The following is a 22,135-nucleotide window of genomic DNA, read 5'->3' as shown; positions in this document are numbered from 1 at the left end:
GCGAAAAACAAGAAGGGCCGCGAAGCGAACTTCGCGGCCCTTGATGTCAGGATCGGAGCCCGATTACTGGGCTGCGGGGGCCGCAGCCGGGGCCGCAGGCGCACCAGCGGCGGCAGCACCGGCTTCCGGCGCGGCGGCCGGAGCGCCTTCGGCCGCAGCCGGAGCAGCAGCTTCAGCCGGCTTGGGAGCCGGAACCGGCAGGGTCGAACCCAGGCTGTGCAGATAGGCGATGATCGCAACGCGATCTTCCGGCTTCTTCAGGCCGACGAAGGTCATGTTGGTGCCGGAGATGTACTTACCGGGTGCCTTCAGGAACTCGTACATGTGGTCATAATCCCACACCGGGTTCTTGGCGCCGAATTCCTTCATCGCGCTGGAATAGGCGAAGCCGGCGTGCGAACCGGGCTTGTGGCCCAGAATGGCGTACAGGCCCGGACCGATGCTGTTGGGGTTCGACGGGTCCATCTTGTGGCAGGCAGCGCACTTGGCCGCGACGGCCTGGCCAGCGGCGATATTGGCCGGCAGCAGCAGGGCGGTACCCCAGTCAGGCGCGACCTCGACCGCAGCGGCACCGCCGCCTCCGGTGGTCTCCTCGACCGCGATTTCGTAACCGGCCTTTTCGACCTCGTGCTTCTGGAACACGATGGTCGATGCTTCCCGCAGACCGAAAATAACGAGGCCGGTCAGCAGCACGCCGCCAGCGATTTTGTTGAACGTCAGGTCGCTCATCTCAGCCTTGTCAGCCTCTTACCGGCCCGCCGGGGGCGGGGCCCAAACCCGCGGCGGGGAATCCCCCGCGCGCGCCTCTTATTGCGCTCGCGTCTCTTACACGCTACCGCCCCTCGCGCAACCGGGCAGCAGCGATATTGAACTCATGAACCCTATCGTCCTGATCCCCGCACGGATGGCCGCCACCCGCCTTCCGGACAAGCCCCTGGCCGATATCGGCGGCTTGCCCATGATTGTCCGCGTTCTGAACCAGGCGCTCAAGGCCAATATCGGCCCTGTGGCGGTGGCTGCGGGGGATCGCGAGATCGTCGAGGCCGTGCATGCGGCAGGTGGTCGCGCCGTGCTGACCGACCCGCAACTGCCCTCCGGCTCGGACCGCATCCTGGCGGCCCTGGCCGAGCTTGATCCCCATTTCGAGCACGATGTGGTCATCAACCTGCAAGGCGACATGCCCTTTGTCGATCCGTCGGTGCTGAGCGCCTGCGCCGGCCTGTTGCAGGACTTCGGGGATTGCGACATCGCTACCGTCGTTGCGGCCGAAGCCTCGCCCTCAGACCGGACCAATCCGGACGTGGTCAAGGCTGTCCTGGCCATGGAGGATGACGGCACGAGCGGCCGGGCCCTCTATTTCACCCGGTCGACCCTTTATGGCGACGGCCCGATCTGGCGCCATATCGGCATCTACGGCTATCGGCGCGAGGCACTGGAAGCCTTCAACGCTGCAGCCCCTTCGGCGCTCGAACAGCGCGAGAAGCTGGAGCAGCTGCGCGCCATGGAGCTGGGCATGACGATCCGCGCCGCCGTGGCCCCCGAAGCGCCGATCTCCGTCGATAATCCCTCTGACCTTGAAGCGGCCCGTGAGCAGGCCCGGAAGACAGCATGAGCATCCTCAAGAAGATCGCCTTTCAGGGCGAACCCGGCGCCAACAGCCACGAGGCCTGCCGCACCTATTTTCCGGACTATGAAGCCTATCCCTGCGCCACCTTCCAGGAGGCCTTTGAGGCCATCAAGTCCGGGGTCTGCGCCTTGGGCATGATCCCGATCGAGAACTCGATCGCCGGTCGGGTCGCCGATGTGCACCATCTGTTGCCGGCTTCGGGCCTGAAGATCATCGGTGAACGCTTCAAGCCGATCCGCTTCCAGCTGATGGCCAATGCCGGGGTCAAGCTGGAGGACATCAAGGTGGTGGCCTCGATGCCGATCGCCCTGGCCCAGTGCCGCAACAGCCTGCGCAAGCTGGGCGTCACCACCGAGTCGGCCGGCGACACGGCCGGTGCGGCCAAGGCCCTGGCCCTGAGGCCCGACCCGACCCGTGGGGCCGTGGCCCCGGCCCTGGCGGCCGAGATCTATGGTCTCGACATCCTGGCCAGCGACATCGAAGACGAGCGCCACAACACCACCCGCTTCCTGGTGATGACGGCCGAGACCTCTCCCGAGCCACCGGCCTTCACCCATCGCTGCGTGACCAGCTTCGTGTTCAAGGTCCGCAACCTGCCGGCCGCGCTCTACAAGGCCATGGGCGGCTTTGCGACCAACGGCGTCAACATGACCAAGCTGGAGAGCTACATGGAGGGCGGTGCCTTCACGGCCACCATCTTCTATGCCGAGGTCGATGGTCGTCCCGAGGACCGCAGCCTGGCCCTGGCCTTCGACGAGCTGCGCTTCTTCTCCGAGACCTTCGAGATCCTCGGGGTCTATCCGGCCGATCCCTTCCGCGACCGGGCCTAAGGCGTAGATCCTCCCCTCTTGGGGGGAGGTGGCCCAGAGGGCCGGAGGGGGTCGCGCGGCCTAGGTCCAGCTATCCCCCTCAGTCGCTCCGCGACAGCTCCCCCAGAGGGGGAGCATCTTTCCCGCACGTCAGGCTTCGCAAGATCACTGTTCTGCGTCTAACCTCCCCGCACAAACAAAACGTCCGGGGAGGGACGCTCCAAATGAACACGATGATCGCGCCGGTAATGGCGCTGGTGGCCTGGTCGCTGGTGATCTGGCTGTGGATGTATATCCGCCGCATCCCGGCCATGGCCAAGGCCGGCGTCAAGCCGCAGGACGCCGCCTTTCCGGGCTCGCTGGACGTCCTGCCCGCCGGGCCGCGCCAGGCGGCCGACAACTACAACCATCTGATGGAACAGCCGACCATCTTCTACGCCGCCGCCCTGGCGATCGCCGTAGCCGGTCATGGCGACGATCTGGCGATGAAGCTGGCCTGGGCCTATGTGGGCCTGCGGGTGTTGCACAGCCTGGTGCAGGTGACGGTGAACGTCGTGAACCTGCGGTTCCTGCTGTTTGCGACCTCGACGATCACCCTGGCGGTGATGGTTGTGCGGGAACTGATGAAGATCTGGGGCTAAGGCCTAGCTCCTCCCCCTTTTGGGGGGAGGTTGCCCACAGGGCCGGAGGGGGATGTCGCGGCGAATGCCCAGCTGTCCCCCTCAGTCGGCTTTGCCGACAGCTCCCCCAGAGGGCGAGCATCTGCATCACCTCAGACCGCGTCCAGCCCGATATCCAGCACTGGTGCCGAGTGGGTCAGGGCCCCGACGCTGATCACGTCCACGCCGGTTTCCGCGATGGCCCGCACAGTGGTCAGGTTGACGCCGCCCGAGGCCTCCAGCACCGCCCGGCCCTTGGCCAGGGCCACGGCCGTCCGCAGGTCGTCGAGGCTGAAATTGTCCAGCATCACCACGTCCGGGCTGTGCTTCAGGGCGTCTTCCAGTTGGTCCAGGCCGTCGACCTCGACTTCCACCTTGACCAGATGGCCGGCGAAGGCCCGCGCCCGTCGGACGGCTTCACCGACCCCACCGCAGGCGGCGACGTGGTTGTCCTTGATCAGGATAGCGTCATCCAGGCCGAAGCGGTGGTTGGTCCCGCCGCCACAGCGCACCGCATATTTCTCCAGGGCCCTCAGGCCCGGGGTGGTCTTGCGGGTATCGACGATGGTCGCGCCCGTGCCCTCGACCGCGCGGACATAGGCCCGGGTCAGGGTGGCGATGCCCGACAGCCGGCCCAGCAGGTTCAGTCCCGTGCGTTCGGCGATCAACACGGCGCGGGCCTTGCCTTCCGCCCGGGCCAGTACCGTGCCCGGCGCGCAGTCAGAGCCGTCGGCGGTGACGATCTCGAAGCGCGCCGTCGGATCCATCGCCGCCAGGGCCAGGCGGGCGCAGGACAGGCCTGAGACGCGGCCGTCCTGACGACTGACCCAGGCCACCGACAGGCGGGCACCCGGATCGATACAGGCCTCCCCTGTGATGTCACCGGCCCGGCCGAGGTCTTCGGTCAGGGCGAGATCAATGATCGGACGTATCAGGAGATCGGGAAGCGGTGAGAGGGTCATTCGGCGGCATAGCGCACGGCGGCGCTCTCGGTTTGCAGCGTGACGAACGTGCGCACCGCCTCGCCCGTTTCCGGGAAGTCGGCGCGGAAGTGGCCGCCGCGGCTTTCTTCGCGGGCCAGGGCGGCGTCGACGATCAGGCGAGCGGCGATCAGGGTCGGGCAGAGTCCATGGGCGGCTTCCAGCCCGTCGATCTCGGCCAGCAGACGGGTCAGGCCCTCAGCCTCGCGGATCACACCGGCGTCGCGGCTCATGGCCTTGCGCAGGGCCTGCAGGGCGGCGTCCGGCAGGTCGGGGAGGGGCTCCAGCAGGACCGGCGGGCCGCCTTTGGCCTTGACCGCCGCCGCCGCGCGGCCGGCCCGGGCCCCGAACACGGCGGCCTCCAGCAGGCTGTTGGAGGCCAGGCGATTGGCCCCGTGCACGCCGGTGGCGGCGCATTCGCCGGCCGCATAGAGCCCTGCCAGGGAGGTCTGGCCGTCCAGATCGGTAGCCACGCCGCCCATGTGATAGTGGACCGCTGGAACCACCGGGATCATGGCCCTGCGCGGATCAACGCCGCCGCTCATGCAGGCTTCGAAGACGGCCGGGAACGCTTGGGGGAAGTGGCCGCCGACCACCACGGTGGCATCGAGGAAGGCCCCCCGGCCCGCCTCGCGCTCGGCATGGATGGCGCGGGCCACCACGTCGCGCGGGGCCAGTTCCCGGGCCGGGTGATAGTCTTCCATGAAGGCGCGGGCGTCGCTGTTGCGCAGGATCGCGCCCTCGCCCCGCAGGGCTTCTGTGGCCAGGGGCGCGGGGTCGCGGCCGATGTCGATGGCCGTCGGGTGGAACTGCACGAACTCGGGGTCGGCGATCACCGCCCCGGCCAGGGCCGCCAGGCCCAGGCCCTCGCCGCGCACCTCGGCGGGGGTGGTGGTCACGGCATAGAGGCCGCCGATCCCGCCGGTGGCCAGGATGACTGAGGGGGCGAGGATCTCGACCAGCCGGCCGTCGATATCGGCCAATACGCCGATGACGCGGCCGGAGGCGTCCTGCAGCAGCCGGCGGGCGCGGGCTCGCTCGCGGATCTCGATGGCCGGTGCCGCGCGGACGGCGGCGATGACAGCGGCCATGATCGCCGCCCCGGCCCCGTCGCCGCCGACGCGGGCGACCCGGGCCTTGGAGTGGGCCGCTTCCAGGCTGAGGGTGAAGTCGCCGTCGCGGGTGTCAAACGGCGCGCCGAGGGCAGCGAGCGCACGGACGGCCCCTGGGCCTTCGGTGGTCAGCAAGGCCACCGCCTCGGGATCACACAGGCCCGCGCCGGCCGCCTCCGTATCGGCCGCGTGCAGGGCGGGGGTGTCGTCCTCTGACAGGGCCGCCGCCATGCCGCCCTGGGCCCAGGCGCTGGAGCAGCCGGTCGCCAGCGGGGTCGGAGACAGCACCAGGGCGCGCCCAGCCGCGAGGGCAGCGGTCAGGCCGGCGAGACCGGCCCCGAGGATCACGGGGCCGTCGAAGATCAGGCGATCGGTCATGTCACACTCCCCGGGGAGGGCGGGAGGAAAGGGGACTAGATCAGCTCCACGTCCACGTGATGGCGGGCCTTCACGAGGTCGTAGCGGGCGGGAACAAGCGGCGGTGGCAGGTCGATCATCCGCTGCACGGCCAGGGCCGCACGGTCGATGATGTCGGCGTCCACCGTCACCTCGAACTGCTCGTGAACCAGGGCGTCGTGGATGTTCTGAAGGGTGATGCGCTTCATGTGCGGGCACAGGTTGCAGGGACCGATGAACTGGGTCAGCGGGCTCTCGGCCTGGACGTTGGAGGCCATGGAGCATTCGGTGATCAGCACCACCTGCGCCGGCTTGCGGGCCGCCACATAGTCGTTCATCGCCGCGGTCGATCCGGCGAAGTCGGCGGCCTCCAGGATCTCGGTCGGACATTCGGGGTGGGCCAGCACCTCAGCACCGGGCCAGGCCGCGCGCATGTCGGCGATGTCGCTGGCGGTGAAGCGCTTGTGCACCTCGCAGTGACCGGCCCAGGCGATGATCTTCACCTCGGTCTGACGCGCCACGTTGCGGGCCAGATACTCGTCGGGGATCAGGATGACCTTGTCGGTCCCCCATTCGCGCGCGGCCCACTCCACCACCTGCACGGCATTGGCGCTGGTGCAGCAGATGTCGGTCTCGGCCTTCACCTCGGCGGTGGTGTTGACATAGGTGACCACCGGCACGCCCGGATAGCGCTGCTTGATCAGCCGGACATCGGCACCGGTGATCGAGGAGGCCAGGCTACAGCCGGCCTTGAGGTCCGGGATCAGGATCTTCTTCTGGGGCGACAGGACCTTGCTGGTCTCGGCCATGAAGTGCACGCCGGCCTGGACGATGATCTGGGCGTCGCTCTTGGCGGCTTCCTTGGCCAGGGCCAGGCTGTCGCCGACGAAGTCACCCACCCCGTGGAAGATGTCGGGGGTCATGTAGTTGTGGGCCAGGATCGCGGCATTCTTCTCGCGCTTGAGCCGGTTGATCTCGGCGATCAGCGGGGCCTGGCTGCGCCACTCCAGCGGTGTGACATGGTGCTTGACCTTGTCCCATACGTTGGCGGTCTCCGCTTCGATCTGCGGGGTGAACTCCAAGGCGGCAAACCCGTCGGCCATGTGATCCTCGCTTATGCTCAATCTGAGCATTTGTGGGGCCTCAAAAAACGCCGGAGCAGGGCTAACCGTTCCGGCGTCCGGCTTATGCTGAAATTGAGCATAAGTGACGAAACACATATAGCCCTTTGTGATGAGCTTGCAAAGAGGTGTCCCGCTTCGGACGCTTCAGGGCGTCCGAGCCGCGCTCAGTGCCCGTGCCAGGCTGTCGAGCGAGAAGGGCTTGCTCAGGAACGGCCAGGCCCCCGCCTGGGCGCGACCCTGGTCGCCACCCGTATATCCGGAGCAGAGCACCACCGGCAGGCCGGGGTGGCTCCGGGCCAGGGACTCGGCCAGGTCGACGCCGCTGCGGCCACCCGGCATGATCACGTCGCTGAGGACCAGTCCGATGGCGGGATCCCGTGCCAGGCAGTCGAGGGCTTCGTCGACGCCGGCCGCCCGGCTTACCGTGTGGCCCAGATCGCTAAGCATGGCGTCGACCATTTCGGCGACCTGGGGATCGTCTTCCACCAGCAGCACACGGGTCGGAACCTGATTGGCGATCGGATCAATGGCGGCCGAAGCCGTCGGCAGATCCGCGGCCTCGGCGATGGGCAGCAACATGGCGACGCAGGCCCCCTGACCCGGGCGGGTTTCGATGTCCACCGAGCCGCCGCTTTGCCGGGCGAAGCCATAGACCTGGGACAGGCCAAGGCCGGTGCCCTCGCCGGGCGGCTTGGTCGTGAAGAACGGCTCGACCGCCCGCGCCGCTGTCTCGACATCCATGCCGGACCCCGTGTCGCGGACCGCCACCCTCAGATACTGACCCGGGCCCAGATCGCCGAACCCGACCGGCAAGGTCACGGGGCGGGTCTCGATGGTGATCTCGCCGCCGGCCGGCGTCGCATCGCGGGCATTGACCACGAGGTTGAGCAGGGCGGCCTCGAACTGGCCGGAATCCACCAGGACATTGCGAATGCCGCCCCCCAGTCGCAGGCGGAAATCGTAGGCGTCGCCCAGGGCGCGACGCAACAGGCCTTCGCTTTCCGCGATCAGGTGATCGATACGGCAGATCTCTGGCCGAAGCGGCTGGCGGCGGGCGAAGGCCAGCAAATGCTGGGTGAGCTTTTCGCCGCGTTTGGCGGCGGCCAGGGCGGCGGCGATCATGCGCTGGCGACGCGCCTCGTCCTCCGGATGCCGCTCGACCACATCCAGCGCACCGATGATCACGGTCAGCAGGTTATTGAAGTCGTGGGCCACGCCGCCGGTCAACTGGCCGATGGCCTCCAGCTTCTGGGACTGGAACAGGGCGGCCTGGGCCGCATCCCGCTCGGCGACGGCGGCCTGAACACGCTCGGCCAGCAGTTCATTGACGCTGGCCAGGTCCGCCTCGGCCTGCTTGGCATCGGTATTGTCGAAGGCGATACCGATGAAACCGTCAAAGGCCCCGTCAGGGGCATGGCGAGGCTGGGAAAAGGATTTCAGCCAGCGCCATTCGCCATCAGCGCGGCGATAGCGGCCTTCCAGGCTGAAGGGCTTGCGGCTGCCCTCGCCGGCGATCTGGCCCTTGAGAATGACGGGCAGGTCGCGCGGATCCAGCCGCGTGCGCCAGTCCAGCACCAGGGCTTCCTCATAGTCGCAGCCGGCAAAGTCAGAATAGGCCTTGTTGACGAAGTCGCGCTGGCCGCCGACCCGTGACATCCACATAAGGGCCGGGGCGCTGTCGGCCAGGCTGCGGAAGCGGGCTTCGCTCTCGCGCACGCGCTCCTCGTCGCGGCGCCGCCGGGTGACGTCGAAGTTCAGGCCCAGGATCCGAACCGCCCGGCCGGTGTCGTCGCGACGGACCTCGCCGCGCCCATGGATCCAGCGTTCCCCCCGGCTCAGGTCAGCGAGGCGATACTCGACCTCATAGGCCTCGCCGGCCCGGACCGAGTTGCGGATGCGTTCGGCGACCATGGCGCGATCGTCGGGATGGACGTGATCGACCAGATTGGCCCAGGTAATGGGCTCGTCGGGTGAGAGGCCGAGATTCTGCCGGGCCCCTTGAGACAGATAGAGGGTATCGGTGGGGATGTCCCAGTCCCAGGGGCCGACACCCGCTGCCGACTGGGTCAGTTCCAGCCGGGTTTCCGCATCCATCTGTTGGCGACGGGCCTCTGAAAGGCCCCGCAGGGCCCCCCTAAGCCCCTCGGCGACGATCAGGGTGATCGTGGAGGAGAGCAGGAAGATCACCAGGGTGGCGATCTCGTCTTCTGACAGGGTTTCGCCATCGCGGCCGCCCCAGAGCCACCAGCCGAAGGCCGCGCCGGCGACAATGGGACCCAGTCCCCATTTCCAGCCGGCATAGAGGGTGACCAGGACAATGGCCGGGAAAAAGGTCTGGGTCGCCCCGACGCCGCCGCTCAGGCCCAGCAGGGTGACGCGCATCAGAATGGCGGCTGCGGTCGCGATCAGGGTTGCCAGCGCGCAATGCCAGGCCGGCGGTGGAACGGGAGGGATCAGCCACGCGCTTATCAGTCCGTGGAGGCGTGCACGGTCGGCAACGGATGGGGCTGAAATGTCCTCACTCACCTTTGTCGCTCTCCGCCGAAACAAGGCTTGCCAAGACCATGGACGAGCTTACCTAGAACACGCAACACGGGAGATGAGAATGGCCGCCGCCCCCAATACCGGTCTTTCGGCGAAACAGCGCGGCGAGATCGCCGCCGGCCTGAACAAGGTCCTGGCCGACAGCTATGCGCTCTATCTGAAGACGCATGGCTATCACTGGAACGTCAGAGGCCCCAACTTCCAGTCGCTGCACGTTTTGCTTGAAGGTCAGTACTCGGAAGAGTGGGCGGCGCTGGACACCATCGCTGAACGCATTCGCGCCCTGGGCGAGCTGGCCCCGCAGGGCTATGCCGCCTTCGGCAATCTCTCCAGCATCAAGGATGGCGATCCCGAACAAGACTGGGAGGCCATGCTGACCGAGTTGAAGCAGGACAACGAGACGGTGATCGCCACCCTGCGCGCCGCCTTTCCGGCCGCTGACGACGCGGGCGATGAAGCGACCGCCGACCTCCTGACCCAGCGCCTGCAGGCCCACGAGAAACACGCCTGGATGATCCGCGCGACCCTGGGCGGCAAATAGCCGCTTCGTGTTGACCGCCGTTTCCAAGTCTTGGATCAAGGCCGCCCTGGGGCTTTTGCTGCTGGGCGGCCTTTCCGCATGCGCCACCTATTATGTGCCGCGCGGCTATGGCCGTGAGGCCGGGGTGGCGCGGGTGACGCGGGGCTTCTCCGACGCCGCCCTGACCCGCTATGTGGCCAATATGGATCCGGCCATGCTCAGCCTGGCCCGTCGGCATGATCCCCGGCCCCATACCCGCTACTGGGGTCGCGTGCCCGGCTGGGAGCGGATCGACCTGGCCTCGATCCCGCGCTTTTCCGATGCCGCGCCCGATTTCGACACGGCTCGCCTGATCAACAGCCTGCGCCGGCCCGCGCCCCTGGCTATCGAGCCGGCGAAGCCGTTCGTGCTGAAGGCGTCGGTCGAGGACCGCACCAAGGCTCTGCGCTGCCTGGCCCAGGCGGTCTATTTCGAATCCGCCTTCGAGCCCCTGGCCGGCCAGGAGGCCGTGGCCCAGACCGTGCTCAACCGCATGCGGCATCCGGGCTATCCCAAGACCGTCTGCGGCGTGATCTATGAAGGTGCCGCCCGCGCCACCGGTTGCCAGTTCAGCTTCACCTGCGACGGCTCCCTGGCCCGCGAACCCAATCCGCAGCTCTGGGCCTCGGCTGAGTCGGTGGCCCGCCGCGCCCTCAATGGCTTCGTGATGAAGGATGTGGGTGTCGCCACCCACTATCACGCCAGCTATGTCGCGCCCTATTGGGCCCCGACCCTGGTCAAGCTGCGCCAGGTGGGGCAGCACATCTTCTATCGCTGGACCGGACCGTCGGGCACCCTGGCGGCGTTCAAGGGCAAGTATCGTGGCGGTGAGGACGTGACCGCCGACATCCTGCTGGCCGGTGACGCCCGTACCCTCGAAGCCGCCCCAGCCGAGGCCCTGGCCGCCGGGGCGGTGGTCAATACCCAGGTCCTGGCCCAGGCCCAGGCAGCAGGCCTGATCCCCTCGACCCTGGCCCCGGGGGCCCATCTGGTTGCGGTGCCCGACGCCACGGCCCCCGGCGGTGAACGCCTGAAGTTCGAAGGGACGGTCGCCGGTCGCCGGATCCCGACGCCCGAAGAGATCGCCGAGATCAACCGCGCCCTGGACAAGCTTCCGGAGGTTGCCGCTGAAAAGCCGCCCGTTGCCGAGACCCCCAAGGCCCCGCCGCCCAAGCCGAAACAGCGGCCGCCGAACCTGTTGTCGCCCTTGAACTAGGGTCAGGGCCGGCAGGGCGACCGGCCTATCCCATGGTCCGCGCCGTCTTCGGAGTGGGCGCAGAACTGGGCTAAGGCCTCTACCGGATCGGCGCAGTTGCCCGCCCATCGGCAAGCGAGGCGTTCCCTAGCAAGATCCCTGTCCGGGGGCGCAGGGCCAATCCATGCATAAATGCATATGAGCTAGGCGTTTTGGGGCCATGGGTCTTTGCGATCTGCCTGACTAGAAGGTCCGGACAGGCCTCAATTCAGGAACCCATGCGCATGACCGCCGCCGACAAGATCAAGCTCGCCCCCTTGCGCCGGTCTGTTGTGTTCGGAGTGACCATGCTTGCCCTGGCCGTGTCAGCAGAGGCCGGCGCCAAGCCGAGGGCGAGAAAGATCGGTTTTTCCGTTCAGGTGATGACCACAGGACTGACCAAGACCACCGTCGCCAAGATCGTGGTCCAGCAGGTCCAGGCGGACTCTCAGGCCATGGAGGCGGGAGTCGCGGTCGGGGACGAGCTGGTCAGGATTGACGGTACCGATGTGCCCGGCAACAGCGTCTTCGTGCTCAAGAAGCATATGGCCTTCGAGCCGGGGGTGCCCAAAACCGTGACCTTCAGGCGAAAGACCGGTGCTCAGTTCGAGGCCGTCTTCATTCGCGCCGCCGGGCTCTGATGGGCCTTTTAAGCTGGCGGCCTTATGGCCGCCAGCGCTTACCCACGCCGCAGCCCTACCAGACGCCGATCTTCTCGGCCTCGGCATGGCTGATCGGGTGACGGTCGCGGATGTGGTCCTGCTCGGCGAGGAAGCGCACGGCCTCGAGGGCGGCCATGCAGCCCATGCCCGCCGCCGTGACGGCCTGGCGATAGACATGGTCGGTGACGTCGCCGGCCGCATAGACGCCCTCGATCGCCGTCGAGGCGGTGCCGGGCGCGACGAGCAGATAGCCGCCGGCATGGGTTTCCAGCTGATCCTTGAACAGCTCGGACGACGGGGCATGGCCGATGGCGATGAACACGCCGTCGCACTTCAGCTCGCTCAGGTCGTCGGTGATCACGTTCTTGAGGCGGACGCCGGTTACGCCCATCGGGTTGCTGTCGCCCAGCACCTCGTCGATGGCACTGTTCCAGGCAATCTCGATCTTGGGATGGGCCAGCAGGCGCTCCTGCAGGATCTTCTCGGCCCGCAGTTCGTCCTTGCGGTGGACCAGGGTGACCTTGCGGGCAAAACTGGTCAGGAACAGGGCTTCTTCGACGGCCGTATTGCCGCCGCCGACCACGACCACGTCCTTGTTGCGATAGAAGAAGCCGTCGCAGGTGGCGCAGGCGCTGACGCCAAAGCCCTGGAACTTGCTCTCGCTTTCAAGCCCCAGCCACTTGGCCTGGGCCCCGGTGGCGATGATCAGGGTCTCGGCCAGCCATTCCTCGCCGCTGTCGCACTTGATGTGGAACGGGCGCTTGGAGAGGTCGGCCGACAGCACGATGTCGCTAACGAACTCGGTGCCGACATGCTCGGCCTGGGCCTTCATCTGGTCCATCAGCCACGGACCCTGGATGACGTCGGCAAAGCCCGGATAGTTCTCGACATCGGTGGTGATGGTCAGCTGGCCACCCGGCTGGATGCCGGCGATCAGCACGGGCTTCAGCAGGGCGCGCGCGGCATAGATGGCGGCGGTGTAGCCGGCGGGGCCTGAACCAATGATCAGGCAGCGGGTCTGGCGGGGGGCGGAGGAGGTCGACATGGGCGCAGATATAGTGTCGATTCCAGCTTAGCGCGATGGCTGCAACACGGGGGACATCATGAAAGCGGGTTTGCCGATCGGCATTGGCGTCGGGATCGCCATCGGGGTGGCTCTGGGCCTGGCGCTCGACAATCTGGCCCTGGGTCTCGCCTTGGGCGTCGCCATCGGTGCCGGCTCGGGCGTGGCCATGATGGGGGCGGGCGCAGCCGCCGAGAAGAACAAGAAGCGGGATCGCGCCACAGACGGCGGCGATGGCGGCATTGTCCCCATCGGTTCCTCCTCCAAGGGGTCCAAGTCAGAGGGCTCTGACGACTCCGACGGCTCCAGCGATGGCGATGGGGGCGGTGGAGACGGCGGCGGCGGCGGCGATTGACGCCTCGTCCACCTTTCCCGGGTTAAACTGCCGGAAACCATGTTGCTCCGGACCGCGCCATGACCGACTCCCCCTTCATCGAGATCGCCGGCCGCAAGATCGGCACCGACCAGTCGCCCTATGTGATCTGTGAACTGTCGGGCAATCACAATGGCAGCCTCGAGCGCTGCCTGACCATGGTCGACGCCGCCGCCGCGACCGGTTGCGACGCGATCAAGATCCAGACCTATACCGCCGACACCATCACCCTCGATGTCGACCGCCCCGAGTTCAAGATCCATGGCGGACTGTGGGACGGGCGCACCCTGTATGAGCTTTACGAAGAGGCCCATACGCCGTTCGAATGGCATGCGGCGATCTTCGAGCGGGCCCGCCAGCGCGGGGTGACGATCTTCTCCAGCCCGTTCGACGAGACGGCGGTGGACCTGCTCGACAGCCTGGGCGCGCCGGCCTTCAAGATCGCCTCGTTCGAGGCCGTCGACATCCCGCTGATCCAGTATGCCGCCAGCAAGGGCAAGCCGCTGATCATCTCGACTGGCATGGCCAATCTGCAGGAGATCGAGACCGCCCGCGAAACGGCCCTGTCGGCCGGCGCGGCGGGCGTCCTGCTGCTGCACTGTGTCTCGAGCTATCCGGCCACCTTTGCCGACGCCAATGTGCGGACAGTCGCCGACATGGCCCAGCGTTTCGGTTGTCCGGTGGGCCTGTCGGATCACACGCCGGGCACGGCCGCCTCGGTGGCGGCGGTCTCGGTCGGGGCCTGCGCGGTGGAAAAGCACTTCACCCTGGCCCGCGCCGACGGCGGTCCTGACGCGGCCTTCAGCCTGGAGCCCGCCGAGTTTAAGGCCCTGGTGGAGGACACCAAGAACGCCTGGGCTTCGCTGGGTCGCGCCCACTACGATACCCTGGGGTCGGAAGCGACCAGCCTGCTCTTCCGCCGCTCGCTCTATGTGACCGCCGATGTGAAAGCCGGCGAGCCCCTGACCAGGGCCAATGTCCGCTCGGTCCGCCCCGGCAACGGCCTGCCGCCCGCCGATCTCGCCAAGGTGCTGGCCGGCAAGGCCGCACGCGACCTGGCCCGCGGCGAGCCGCTGGACTGGTCGATGGTGGGTTAGGGCGTCCTCCGTTTCCCGGATCGCTTCAGATCAAAACAGACTGTCATCCCGGACTTGTCCGGGATGACAGCTTTCGTTTGCGACTCACCATTGCCGATGGTGGACTTGCCTAGGCCCCCACGAGCAGTCGCGGTGCGGGGGCGCTTGGTGCCTCATCCACGTTCGCCACGTCCTGGGTGCGCAGATGGGCCTCCAGGAGGTCGAGGATCTCGGAATCCTCGGTTGCATCGAACTTGCGGGCAAAGAGGTCCTGGCCGGTGGTCAGTTGCATGGCGTCCGAAGCCACGAATGTGCGGGGCCTCAGCTTGATGTCGCCGTCAGGGATCCAGTCGATCATCCGCTTGTCGTCATTGATCACCTCGCCATGGGTGGAGGTGTTCATCATCACGGTCTGGAAGAAGCCCTCATCGGCGATGAAGGTGTTGCGGTAGAAGGCCTTGTAGCGCTCCACCGACGGGTCGTGGCAGACGAAGTCGCAGAAGGTCCGGCTGACAATCTTCCACTGGGTGCCGATATAGGGGGTGGCCCCGTCAAGAAAGAGTCGCGTGGCCAGGGTGTCGACGATGCGGCCCTTCAGCTCGACCACATGTTTCAGCACCCGGCCCATGGTGTCTGGACGCATCCGGGCCTGGTCCAGCACCCGGATGAACTCGCGGCCCCGGTTTTGCGCGAGGAAGGCGCGAATGCGCTTCTGGGTCATCAGCGGGAAGTCCTGTCCCGACAAGTTGATGAAGAAGCTCCAGTCCTTGCCCATCTCCAGAAGCTTTTCCATGCCGCGCAGTTCGGCATCGACCAGGCTGTAGCCGCCCCACAGGGCCTTCTTGCTCTCCAGCACGGCCGCGTTGGGATAGGCGGACAGGAATTCGCGGATATCGGCTTCAAGGGCCGGACCCGAGTTCTTGTCGACATGGATCAGATAGTGGTTGTCGGGGTCATGGATCGCCCGGAACAGACGCTTGAACTGTTCGGGATAGCGGTGAACCAGCACCAAATAGGCGATCACGCTGCCCTCCCCGGATACGGTCGTCTGGCGTGCGGGAACCGGCGTCAGGCGGCTCACGTCTTGGTGCCCCGGAGGGCATCGGGATCGATCGGGCGCGGCCGGGTGGGCTGACCGCCGGTCGAGCGGGAATCGTTCAGGCCCTTTGGCCCGGAGGGGCGGGTGCCCGGATAGGTTTTCATCGGCGGGTCACTTCTTCTGGTGCGGGGCGACAGGCGCGCGATGGCGCTCGGACCGCGAGGGGTCCGACGCGGCGCTACGCGGCCAGCCAGGGGGCGTCTTGTCGATTGTCGGCTATCAGGGGCTCGCTCCCTTCTGTGGGGAGCCGTTGGCGGCGATCCGCGATCAGGGGGGAACGCGCCAGGGGGCGTTTGGTTACGCCTCTCCGTCACCCTACCATGCTTGCCGGCCTTAACGTGCGAAATCGCCCAAGCTTCCGAGACCTCAAGCCTTGGGCAGCAGGCCCAGTCGCTTGCCGATGATCCGGTCGAGCATGCGCTTGGGCAGGATCTGGCCCAGCAGGACCTGCACGGGATCGGGCGAGATCACATAGCGCGTCTTGGGGCTGGCCGTCGTCAGGGCCAGATGCACGGCCTCGCCGATCCGTTCGGGCGGCAGGCCGGACTTGCCGATCGTCAGCATGAAGGCCTTCATGCCGGCCAGGGCCGGGGCATAGACGGTATTGGCATAGCGGGCGACATCGACGCTGTCGGCCTTGTCCCAGATCGGCGTGGCCACAGCGCCCGGGGCCACGATCACCACGTCGACGCCGAAGGGCAGCAGCTCCCGGCGCAGCGACTCCGACAGGCCCTCCAGCCCGAACTTGGACGTGCAGTAGGGCCCCATGAACGGATTGGCGGTCTTGCCCCCGACCGAGGAAATGTTGACGATCCGGCCGGGATCGGTGCGTGCCGGACTTTGGGCCCCCAGCAGTGGGGCGAAGGCCTGGGTCGCGATGACCACCCCGGTCAGGTTGACCTCCAGCTGCTGGCGAAACTCGTCCACAGGCAGGTGCAGCAGGGGGCCGGCCACGGCGATGCCAGCATTGTTGACTAGTCCCGCCAGGGTCGCGCCGTTCAGGGCCGCCTCGACCTTGCGCGCCGCGGCGTTGACGGCGGCCTCGTCGGTGACATCAAAGACCAGTGGGGTGAAGCTGGACCCGAAGGTGGCCTGCAGGCGCTCGGCGTCGGCCTGTTTGCGGACACTGCCAAAGACGTGGAAGCCGCCCGCCACCAGAACCTGGGTGATCGCCCAGCCGATACCGGTGGAAACCCCTGTGACGACGACGGATCTGGACATGCTCGGCCTCCCAACTGCCAAGGAAGGATGCGGCAAGTGATCGGCGTTCGCTAGGGCTTTGGCGATACCAGGGCCGCCATCCCCGCCCAGCCCACATTCATCAGGGCGTCGACAAAGCCCATGAACGGCACAAACTCGCCCGGTCCTTGGGGGTAGCTCACCGGCCGGAACGCCTGGAACCGTGCCGGAAAGCCCGCCGCCGCAAACACGCCGTCCTCTTCCATGTAGTCCACAGAGCCGGTGGGCGAGACATAGTGGGTCGCGCCCACGGCCCGGCAGACGGCCAGAAGGTGCTCCGAACGGGCACCTTCGGCCCCCAGCTCGGAGGCCCGGACCAGACGGGGCGTCAGGCCGATCTTCGCCGCCGCTGCCCTGGCCATGTCGCAGGTCAGGTCGGCCAGCCGCCCGTCCCGATGCTGCGCCAGCTGTTCGAAGACAAAGGCCCAGCCTTCGGCAAAGGCCGGCCGCTTGCCATAGGCATGGCGCAGGGCGGCCAGATGCTTCTCGCGCCAGCCCTGGCTGTCGTCGATCTCGATCGCACTGATCGGCGTGTCGCGGTCATGTTTCCGGACCGGAATGGTCAGCATCAGCTCGCCCTGGGCCGTCAGGATGCGGTTGCGCGACTGCCACGAGCGCCGGGCGAACTGCACGTCGTCGAGAAAGACGAAGACGTCGCTGGCCGCCATCAGCTGGAAATAGCCCAGATAGGGCAGATAGGTCGGCTGCATGATCGCCGCCGTGGTCATCGCAGTCATCCGGCCAGCGCGGCCGTCGGAGCCAGTGCGGGGGCGTCCTCGCGCGCGGCCAGCAGGGCGGCATTGACCTCGGACAGCTTGGCCGCCTTGGCATAGGGCTCCCAGGCCCCCGGGATGAAGGCGGTACCGAAGCGGCCGGCCAACTCGCGGCGAAGGGCCTTGAGGCCCGAGATGGCGTCCAGCGTATGGTAGATCCAGCGCGGCTTGACGTCCGTGTGCAGCAGGGCACCGACCTTGAGGCCACCGAAGCCAGACATCAGGGTCCGCATCTCGCCGGGCAGCTTGGCCAGGTCGGCCTCGCGTACGCATTCGGCTACGGCCAGGGTCTGGCCGCCGCTCTCATAGAGATAGACGCGGAAGGCCGCGCCCTGGGCCGTGAAGTTCTGGACATAGACCGGGCAGGGGCCGTCGAACTCGACGGCGAAGACATAGGTGGCAAAGCTCTTCTTGAGCAGATCGGGCCTGGCCAGGCCGAGGGGCTTGAACAGCGGCGTCGGGTTGGCGGCCCAGACCACGGTCTCGTCGGCCTGGGGGGCGGCCAGCAGGGCACGGGGCGAGACCAGGGCATTGAGCTCGACCTTGACCCCCAACTGCACCAGGGCCCTGTGGCAGGTGTCGAACAGGGCAGAGAAGCCACCGACCGGCAGGGTGGCGCTCAGGTTTGCGGTGCGGCCCGACAGGCCCCGCGGAATGGCATAGAGCTCGTCAGCCCAGGGATCGGTCGCCTTCAGGGCCGCCAGGGCGGTCAGGTCGGCTGCGGCCGGGAAGACCCGGTTGATCGCCAGCGGTATGGCCGCCTCGCCCTGGACAAGGTCGAGATCGGTGTCCAGGTGCCAGCGACAGAAGGCGTCCAGCCGGGCGGCTATGGCCGGCGGATAGGCGGCGATGCGGTCGGCCAGGCTGTCGCCGGCCGGGCGAGAAATCCTGGTCGCGGCACAGTCGACTGCCGGGCCGCCGAAGTCCCAGGTAAAGACCCGGCGCTCGTCGGCACCCAGGCTGACAGAGCCAAACCGGTTGTCGAAGGCTTCAAAGGTTGCGCCGTGGGCCGACAGGGTCTCGACGATGGGGTCGCCAGCGCCGCCGAAATAGATGCAGCCGTCCCGCATCTCCTGGCCATGCACGACCCGGGGGCGGGCCACGCCGCCGAGCGCCTCGAAGCGCTCCTGGATCGTGATGTCGCGCCAGCCCAGACGATGGGCTTCGAAGGCCGCCAGAATGCCGGTCAGCCCGCCGCCGACAATGCGAATGCGCTCGCTCATGCCACCGCTCCCCACACTACCAGATCACTGTTGGGGGCGACGCGTTTGCCGTTCTGCAGATTGTCGAACGACACCTTCAGGGCGGTCGGCTCGATCAGGCCCAGTTCGTCAACCAGCCGGCTGACCAGACCCTCTTCGGTGTAGAACAGGTTGAACAGTCCGGCCTCGCCGGTCTCGGGCGTCGCCAGCCGCCAGCCCTGCGGCTCTTCCTCCACGCCCCGGCCGCAGCGATAGTCATCGACCAGCCGCGTGCGCACGAAAACCTCGGCACCGGGGGCGAGGGTCCGGCGCGCCGCCGTGAGGACGGCCCGGGCCTGTGCGTCGGTCAGATAGCAGAGCAGGTTGGGGATCAGCAGCACGTCGATGGGCGTATCGCCCAGGTCGGGCAGGCCTTGCGACAGGTCGGCGCGGATCGTTTCAACCCGGCCGTCGAGGTTGAAGGCCGCGTCGTCCAGAGCCGACTGCGAATAGTCGACATCGGTCAGGGACCAGCCATAGGCCGCATAGAGCGAGAGGTTGTTGCCCGTTCCCCCGCCCAGTTCCACGACCCGCCCGCTGCGCTGATGCAGGCCGCGCTTGAAGAAATGCCGGGCGACGAACTCGTCCGGGTATTTCAGGCCGCGAATATCGGGCAGGGCGGGCATGGCGGGAGAATCCGGCGGCGACGATGTCGCTGCAGAATCCAGCCCAAGCGCCCAACGTTTGGTTAACGAGCGTTAGGTGATCCAGCGCGGTTTGTCGCAGTCGACCGGGTTTTTTCCCTTAAGGGGAGCGGGCTTGGGCCTGTCCCTAGCCGGTGGGCCACTGCGACATGATCGTGGCCGCGTCGAAATAGTCGCGCCAGTAGGTGATCTTGCCGTCATGGACCTCGAACACGCCCGTCACCGGCAGCTCGACCCATTTGTCGGCGAGACGATGGCGGTCAAGTCGCTCCAGAAAGACCAGCGACCCGCTGGCGGACTCGCGCAGGACCCGGAACTCGTTTTCCAGGGTCGGTGCGAAGAACGGCTCTAGCAAACTGCGAACGCCGGCCGGACCATGGACCACCGGCAGGGGCGGCGGATTCACATATTCGCAGGTGTCGGCGACGAGCCTCAGGGCCGTGTCATAGTCCAGCGGCTCCATGGCCTTCATGAACTGGCGGACGATCTCGAGGGGACTTTCGGCAGGGCTGACCATGATGACGCTCCAGGGTTTGGGTAGCGCGATGGTCACAGGGGACCTGAACCGCAGCAATAACCTGGCAGGTAATTGAGCCACAGCAGCCCCGGGCTCAGCCTGCCCGGGCAAGGGATCAGGAGGAGGTGCAGATGTCCCAAAAGTTCCACAAGGCCTGGCTGAAGGTCACGGCCCTGATCGTCGGGTCCTTCGGGCCCGTGTTCTTTCTCGGCACCCTGGCGAACACGCGGGAGCCTGCCCGGCTGACACTCGATCTCCTGAGCTGGCCGATCGATGGCGCAACAACCTATGCCTCGCCGGACACCGTGTTTCTGTCGGCCCTGACCGGGGGCTTTCTGACCGGCTGGGGCGTCCTGATCTGGTGCCTGTCGGAATGGGTCCATGATGCCGCACCGGAAGGCGTGCGCCGGGCGGTTCTGGCCAGTCTTCTGGCCTGGTTCGTCGTGGACAGCGCCGGGTCGCTGGCCTCCGGCAATGCCTCCAATGCCGGGTTCAACATTCTGGTCCTGTTGCTGGCCGTCGGACCGCTGTGGCGGGCGGCCAAGGACTAGAGCCTAGGTGCCGGCAATCCGCGCCAGAAAGGCCGCGGCCACGCGATCGGCGCCACCGCCGTCGCAGACCTTGGCGCTGGCCGTCGACAGGGCGGCGCGCAGGCCTTGGTCCGCCATCAACCTGTCGATCTCGTCTTTGAAAGCAGTGTCGAAATCTGGTGTTCCCACGGTCAGGCAGGGGCTGGCCCCTGCCGCCTGCAGGGCCGTGGCGGCGGCGACCTGATTGTCGGCCAGGACCAGGGTGAGGGTGGGCAGGGCCAGGATGCAGCGCTCCCAGCTGGTCGAGCCGCCGGCCCCGACCGCGAGGTCCGCCTCCAGGGTCAGGCGGGGCATGTCCTGGGTATCAATGTGCAGGTTGAGGCGCGGATCGGTCACTGCCCGCAAGCGGGGCAGGCTGGGGGCACCGCTCCCCAGCACCACATCCAGGGCAACCTCGCCGGGGCGGGACAACAGCAGATCGACGACCCGTCCGGTAATGCCGCCCACATCGGTCAGGCCCAGGGACACCAGGATCCGCTTCACGGAGCCTGCAGCCGCGCGGCGGGCCAGGGCCGCTTCGCGCAGGGCCGGAAAGGCCGGGCGCACGGGCGCATGGTTCGGTCCAAGGAGCAGGATCGCTCCGGGGGGCGTCAGGCCGGCATAGTCCTGGGCCAGACGGGCAGGTCCGGCGTCCAGCACCAGATCGGCCTCCAGCGGACGGTTGGCCAGGTCATCGATCACCAGGGTCGGACGCCCCCGGGCCAGGGCGCGGTGGTCGGGGGCCGACAGGTCGTAGTGATCGAAGACGACGGCATCGAACGGCTCGGAAGCCATGCTGCGGGGTGTGCCGGGCGCGAAGACCTCGAGCACGGCCTCGACCGCCGGCCGGGCCAGAAAGGCGCAGTCCGCCCCCGCCGACGTCAGGGCTTCGGCCAGGGTCAGGGACCGCATCACATGGCCGCCGCCCACATCGGGACCGGCGTTGCAGACGAACAGGATGGCGGGACGGCTCATCCGCGCCGGTCGCCGCCGTACATCATCAGGTCCGGCCGACTGGCGACAAAGGCCTTGATGTCATCGGAGGTGAAGTGGCGATTGGCCGGATAGAGCTGGTCATAGACCGTAGCGACGAAGGCGTAGTCGTCGGGCCGGTCGACGGTCCAGCGGATGGCGTCCTGACCCGGCTCGGCGGGGAGCCAGGCGATCTTCCACTGGTCGGGATGGTTCCAGACATCCCAGGTCACGTGCTCGCGGGCTTCCTGGCTGTCGGCCTGCCGGGCCGCGCGGCGCAGGCCCTGCGCGGTGATCACCTCGACATCTAGGCCCTTGGGAAAGGCCGCGCCTTCGGGGCTGTTGCTGGCATAGTCCGCACCGGTCGCCAGATGAAGGTCGATGGTGGCGTCGATCAGGTCGGGGTCGGCCAGCGGGCAGTCGGCGGTCAGGCGGACCACATGGTCGGCGGGATGAGCGTCCAGCGCGCCGATGAAGCGTTCCAGCACATTGTCCAGCGGCCCGCGATGTACGGCTATGCCTTCCTTGCGCACGGCCTCGACCAGCACATCATCGTCGGGCTGGTCACTCGTCGCCACCACCAGCCGGTCGATGCGCCTGGACCGGGCCAACCGCTCGATCTGCCGCACGATCATGGGCTGGCGCAGGATCGGCATCAGCACCTTGCCCGGCAGGCGGGTGGAGCTCATGCGGGCCTGGAGGACAGCGAGGATCATGGGACCTGTTTAGGGCCGAATCCCTCCTCGCCCAAATCGCTTGCCTGGGAAGAGGGCGCGGTCAGGCGGGCTATTCCGGCTTGGGTCGCGGTTTTCTGGCCGCCTTCACTGTCGTTGCGGTCTTGGTCCCGGCCTTCTTTGCCGTGG

The 22,135-nt window shown here is 67.4% G+C and carries 23 protein-coding genes and 1 pseudogene; 9 read left to right on the top strand and 15 right to left on the bottom strand.

Annotated elements, in window-relative coordinates:
* Positions 1-63: 63 nt before the first annotated feature.
* A complete protein-coding gene (locus tag AQ619_RS14085) occupies positions 64-729 on the bottom strand; it encodes a c-type cytochrome (RefSeq protein ID WP_062148901.1) in 666 nt (221 codons plus the stop codon).
* A gap of 145 nt (positions 730-874) precedes the next feature.
* On the opposite strand from AQ619_RS14085, the gene AQ619_RS14080 reads away from it, so the two are divergent.
* The 3 genes from AQ619_RS14080 (at position 875) to AQ619_RS14070 (ending at position 3,077) form a co-directional block, all read left to right on the top strand.
* The gene (locus tag AQ619_RS14080; protein ID WP_062148898.1) at positions 875-1,612 is read left to right on the top strand and encodes a 3-deoxy-manno-octulosonate cytidylyltransferase; all 738 of its coding nucleotides are present in this window, start codon (positions 875-877) and stop codon (positions 1,610-1,612) included.
* On the top strand, positions 1,609-2,457 hold the full coding sequence (locus tag AQ619_RS14075) for a prephenate dehydratase (RefSeq protein ID WP_062148895.1): 849 nt from the start codon (positions 1,609-1,611) through the stop codon (positions 2,455-2,457). The genes AQ619_RS14080 and AQ619_RS14075 overlap by 4 nt, the downstream gene beginning before the upstream one ends.
* A 203-nt stretch (positions 2,458-2,660) precedes the next feature.
* Positions 2,661-3,077: an MAPEG family protein gene (locus AQ619_RS14070; protein ID WP_062148892.1), complete on the top strand. Its 417-nt coding sequence runs from the start codon at positions 2,661-2,663 to the stop codon at positions 3,075-3,077.
* A gap of 131 nt (positions 3,078-3,208) precedes the next feature.
* Here AQ619_RS14070 and nadC read toward each other — a convergent pair whose 3' ends face one another.
* From nadC to AQ619_RS14050, 4 genes are all read right to left on the bottom strand, one after another.
* Entirely contained in the window at positions 3,209-4,057 is an 849-nt protein-coding gene (gene nadC / locus AQ619_RS14065; protein WP_062148888.1) for a carboxylating nicotinate-nucleotide diphosphorylase, read from the bottom strand.
* Positions 4,054-5,565 (bottom strand): L-aspartate oxidase, encoded by a 1,512-nt coding sequence (locus AQ619_RS14060; RefSeq protein WP_062148884.1) that lies wholly within the window; start codon positions 5,563-5,565, stop codon positions 4,054-4,056. Before AQ619_RS14060 ends, nadC begins: the two co-directional genes overlap by 4 nt.
* 35 nt (positions 5,566-5,600) lie before the next feature.
* Positions 5,601-6,686 carry a quinolinate synthase NadA gene (gene nadA, locus AQ619_RS14055; protein ID WP_062148881.1) on the bottom strand — a complete coding sequence of 362 codons (1,086 nt, stop codon included), beginning with the start codon at positions 6,684-6,686 and terminating at the stop codon, positions 5,601-5,603.
* 165 nt (positions 6,687-6,851) lie between these two features.
* Positions 6,852-9,089: a hybrid sensor histidine kinase/response regulator gene (locus AQ619_RS14050; protein WP_236849483.1), complete on the bottom strand. Its 2,238-nt coding sequence runs from the start codon at positions 9,087-9,089 to the stop codon at positions 6,852-6,854.
* A gap of 223 nt (positions 9,090-9,312) precedes the next feature.
* On the opposite strand from AQ619_RS14050, the gene AQ619_RS14045 reads away from it, so the two are divergent.
* From AQ619_RS14045 to AQ619_RS14035, 3 genes are all read left to right on the top strand, one after another.
* Positions 9,313-9,792 (top strand): Dps family protein, encoded by a 480-nt coding sequence (locus AQ619_RS14045; protein WP_062148876.1) that lies wholly within the window; start codon positions 9,313-9,315, stop codon positions 9,790-9,792.
* A gap of 7 nt (positions 9,793-9,799) precedes the next feature.
* Positions 9,800-11,026, top strand: coding sequence for a cell wall hydrolase (locus AQ619_RS14040; protein WP_236849482.1), 1,227 nt, complete (start codon positions 9,800-9,802; stop codon positions 11,024-11,026).
* 263 nt (positions 11,027-11,289) lie between these two features.
* Positions 11,290-11,685, top strand: a complete 396-nt coding sequence (locus AQ619_RS14035) for a PDZ domain-containing protein (RefSeq protein WP_166504262.1) — start codon at positions 11,290-11,292, stop codon at positions 11,683-11,685.
* 55 nt (positions 11,686-11,740) lie between these two features.
* Here the strand turns inward: AQ619_RS14035 and trxB are convergent, their stop codons facing one another.
* Complete coding sequence (gene trxB, locus AQ619_RS14030) at positions 11,741-12,751, bottom strand: thioredoxin-disulfide reductase (protein WP_062148867.1); 1,011 nt, start codon at positions 12,749-12,751, stop codon at positions 11,741-11,743.
* Positions 12,752-12,809: 58 nt separating this feature from the next.
* Here trxB and AQ619_RS14025 point away from each other — a divergent pair, with 58 nt between their 5' ends.
* Together AQ619_RS14025 and pseI are read left to right on the top strand one after the other, a co-directional pair.
* Positions 12,810-13,124: a hypothetical protein gene (locus AQ619_RS14025; RefSeq protein ID WP_062148864.1), complete on the top strand. Its 315-nt coding sequence runs from the start codon at positions 12,810-12,812 to the stop codon at positions 13,122-13,124.
* A 59-nt stretch (positions 13,125-13,183) separates the two neighbouring features.
* Positions 13,184-14,239: a pseudaminic acid synthase gene (gene pseI, locus AQ619_RS14020; RefSeq protein WP_062148860.1), complete on the top strand. Its 1,056-nt coding sequence runs from the start codon at positions 13,184-13,186 to the stop codon at positions 14,237-14,239.
* 109 nt (positions 14,240-14,348) lie between these two features.
* On the opposite strand, the pseudogene AQ619_RS14015 reads toward pseI, so the two are convergent.
* From AQ619_RS14015 to AQ619_RS13990, 7 genes and pseudogenes are all read right to left on the bottom strand, one after another.
* A pseudogene (locus AQ619_RS14015) lies at positions 14,349-15,248 on the bottom strand (beta-1,6-N-acetylglucosaminyltransferase); the annotation flags it as partial.
* A gap of 47 nt (positions 15,249-15,295) precedes the next feature.
* Positions 15,296-15,421: a hypothetical protein gene (locus AQ619_RS19185; protein WP_166504260.1), complete on the bottom strand. Its 126-nt coding sequence runs from the start codon at positions 15,419-15,421 to the stop codon at positions 15,296-15,298.
* Positions 15,422-15,683: 262 nt separating this feature from the next.
* Complete coding sequence (locus AQ619_RS14010) at positions 15,684-16,538, bottom strand: SDR family NAD(P)-dependent oxidoreductase (RefSeq protein ID WP_062148854.1); 855 nt, start codon at positions 16,536-16,538, stop codon at positions 15,684-15,686.
* A 50-nt stretch (positions 16,539-16,588) separates the two neighbouring features.
* Positions 16,589-17,284, bottom strand: a complete 696-nt coding sequence (locus AQ619_RS14005) for a WbqC family protein (RefSeq protein WP_378108991.1) — start codon at positions 17,282-17,284, stop codon at positions 16,589-16,591.
* A gap of 5 nt (positions 17,285-17,289) precedes the next feature.
* Positions 17,290-18,552, bottom strand: a complete 1,263-nt coding sequence (locus AQ619_RS14000; RefSeq protein WP_062148847.1) for an NAD(P)-binding protein — start codon at positions 18,550-18,552, stop codon at positions 17,290-17,292.
* The gene (locus AQ619_RS13995) at positions 18,549-19,196 is read right to left on the bottom strand and encodes a class I SAM-dependent methyltransferase (protein WP_062148844.1); all 648 of its coding nucleotides are present in this window, start codon (positions 19,194-19,196) and stop codon (positions 18,549-18,551) included. The genes AQ619_RS14000 and AQ619_RS13995 overlap by 4 nt, the downstream gene beginning before the upstream one ends.
* Positions 19,197-19,341: 145 nt before the next feature.
* Positions 19,342-19,731, bottom strand: coding sequence for a limonene-1,2-epoxide hydrolase family protein (locus tag AQ619_RS13990; protein ID WP_062148841.1), 390 nt, complete (start codon positions 19,729-19,731; stop codon positions 19,342-19,344).
* Between the two features lie 131 nt (positions 19,732-19,862).
* Between AQ619_RS13990 and AQ619_RS13985 the strand changes: the two genes are divergently transcribed.
* Entirely contained in the window at positions 19,863-20,282 is a 420-nt protein-coding gene (locus tag AQ619_RS13985) for a hypothetical protein (protein ID WP_062148839.1), read from the top strand.
* A 3-nt stretch (positions 20,283-20,285) separates the two neighbouring features.
* Here the strand turns inward: AQ619_RS13985 and pseG are convergent, their stop codons facing one another.
* The gene (gene pseG / locus AQ619_RS13980) at positions 20,286-21,275 is read right to left on the bottom strand and encodes a UDP-2,4-diacetamido-2,4,6-trideoxy-beta-L-altropyranose hydrolase (protein WP_062148836.1); all 990 of its coding nucleotides are present in this window, start codon (positions 21,273-21,275) and stop codon (positions 20,286-20,288) included.
* The gene (locus AQ619_RS13975) at positions 21,272-21,988 is read right to left on the bottom strand and encodes a cytidylyltransferase domain-containing protein (RefSeq protein ID WP_062148831.1); all 717 of its coding nucleotides are present in this window, start codon (positions 21,986-21,988) and stop codon (positions 21,272-21,274) included. Before AQ619_RS13975 ends, pseG begins: the two co-directional genes overlap by 4 nt.
* Positions 21,989-22,135 lie beyond the last annotated feature (147 nt).

This window comes from Caulobacter henricii (assembly GCF_001414055.1).
In the GTDB taxonomy this organism is placed as follows: domain Bacteria; phylum Pseudomonadota; class Alphaproteobacteria; order Caulobacterales; family Caulobacteraceae; genus Caulobacter; species Caulobacter henricii.
Note: the sequence above shows the minus strand (reverse complement) of the source record. Positions and strands in the feature narration are given on the sequence as shown.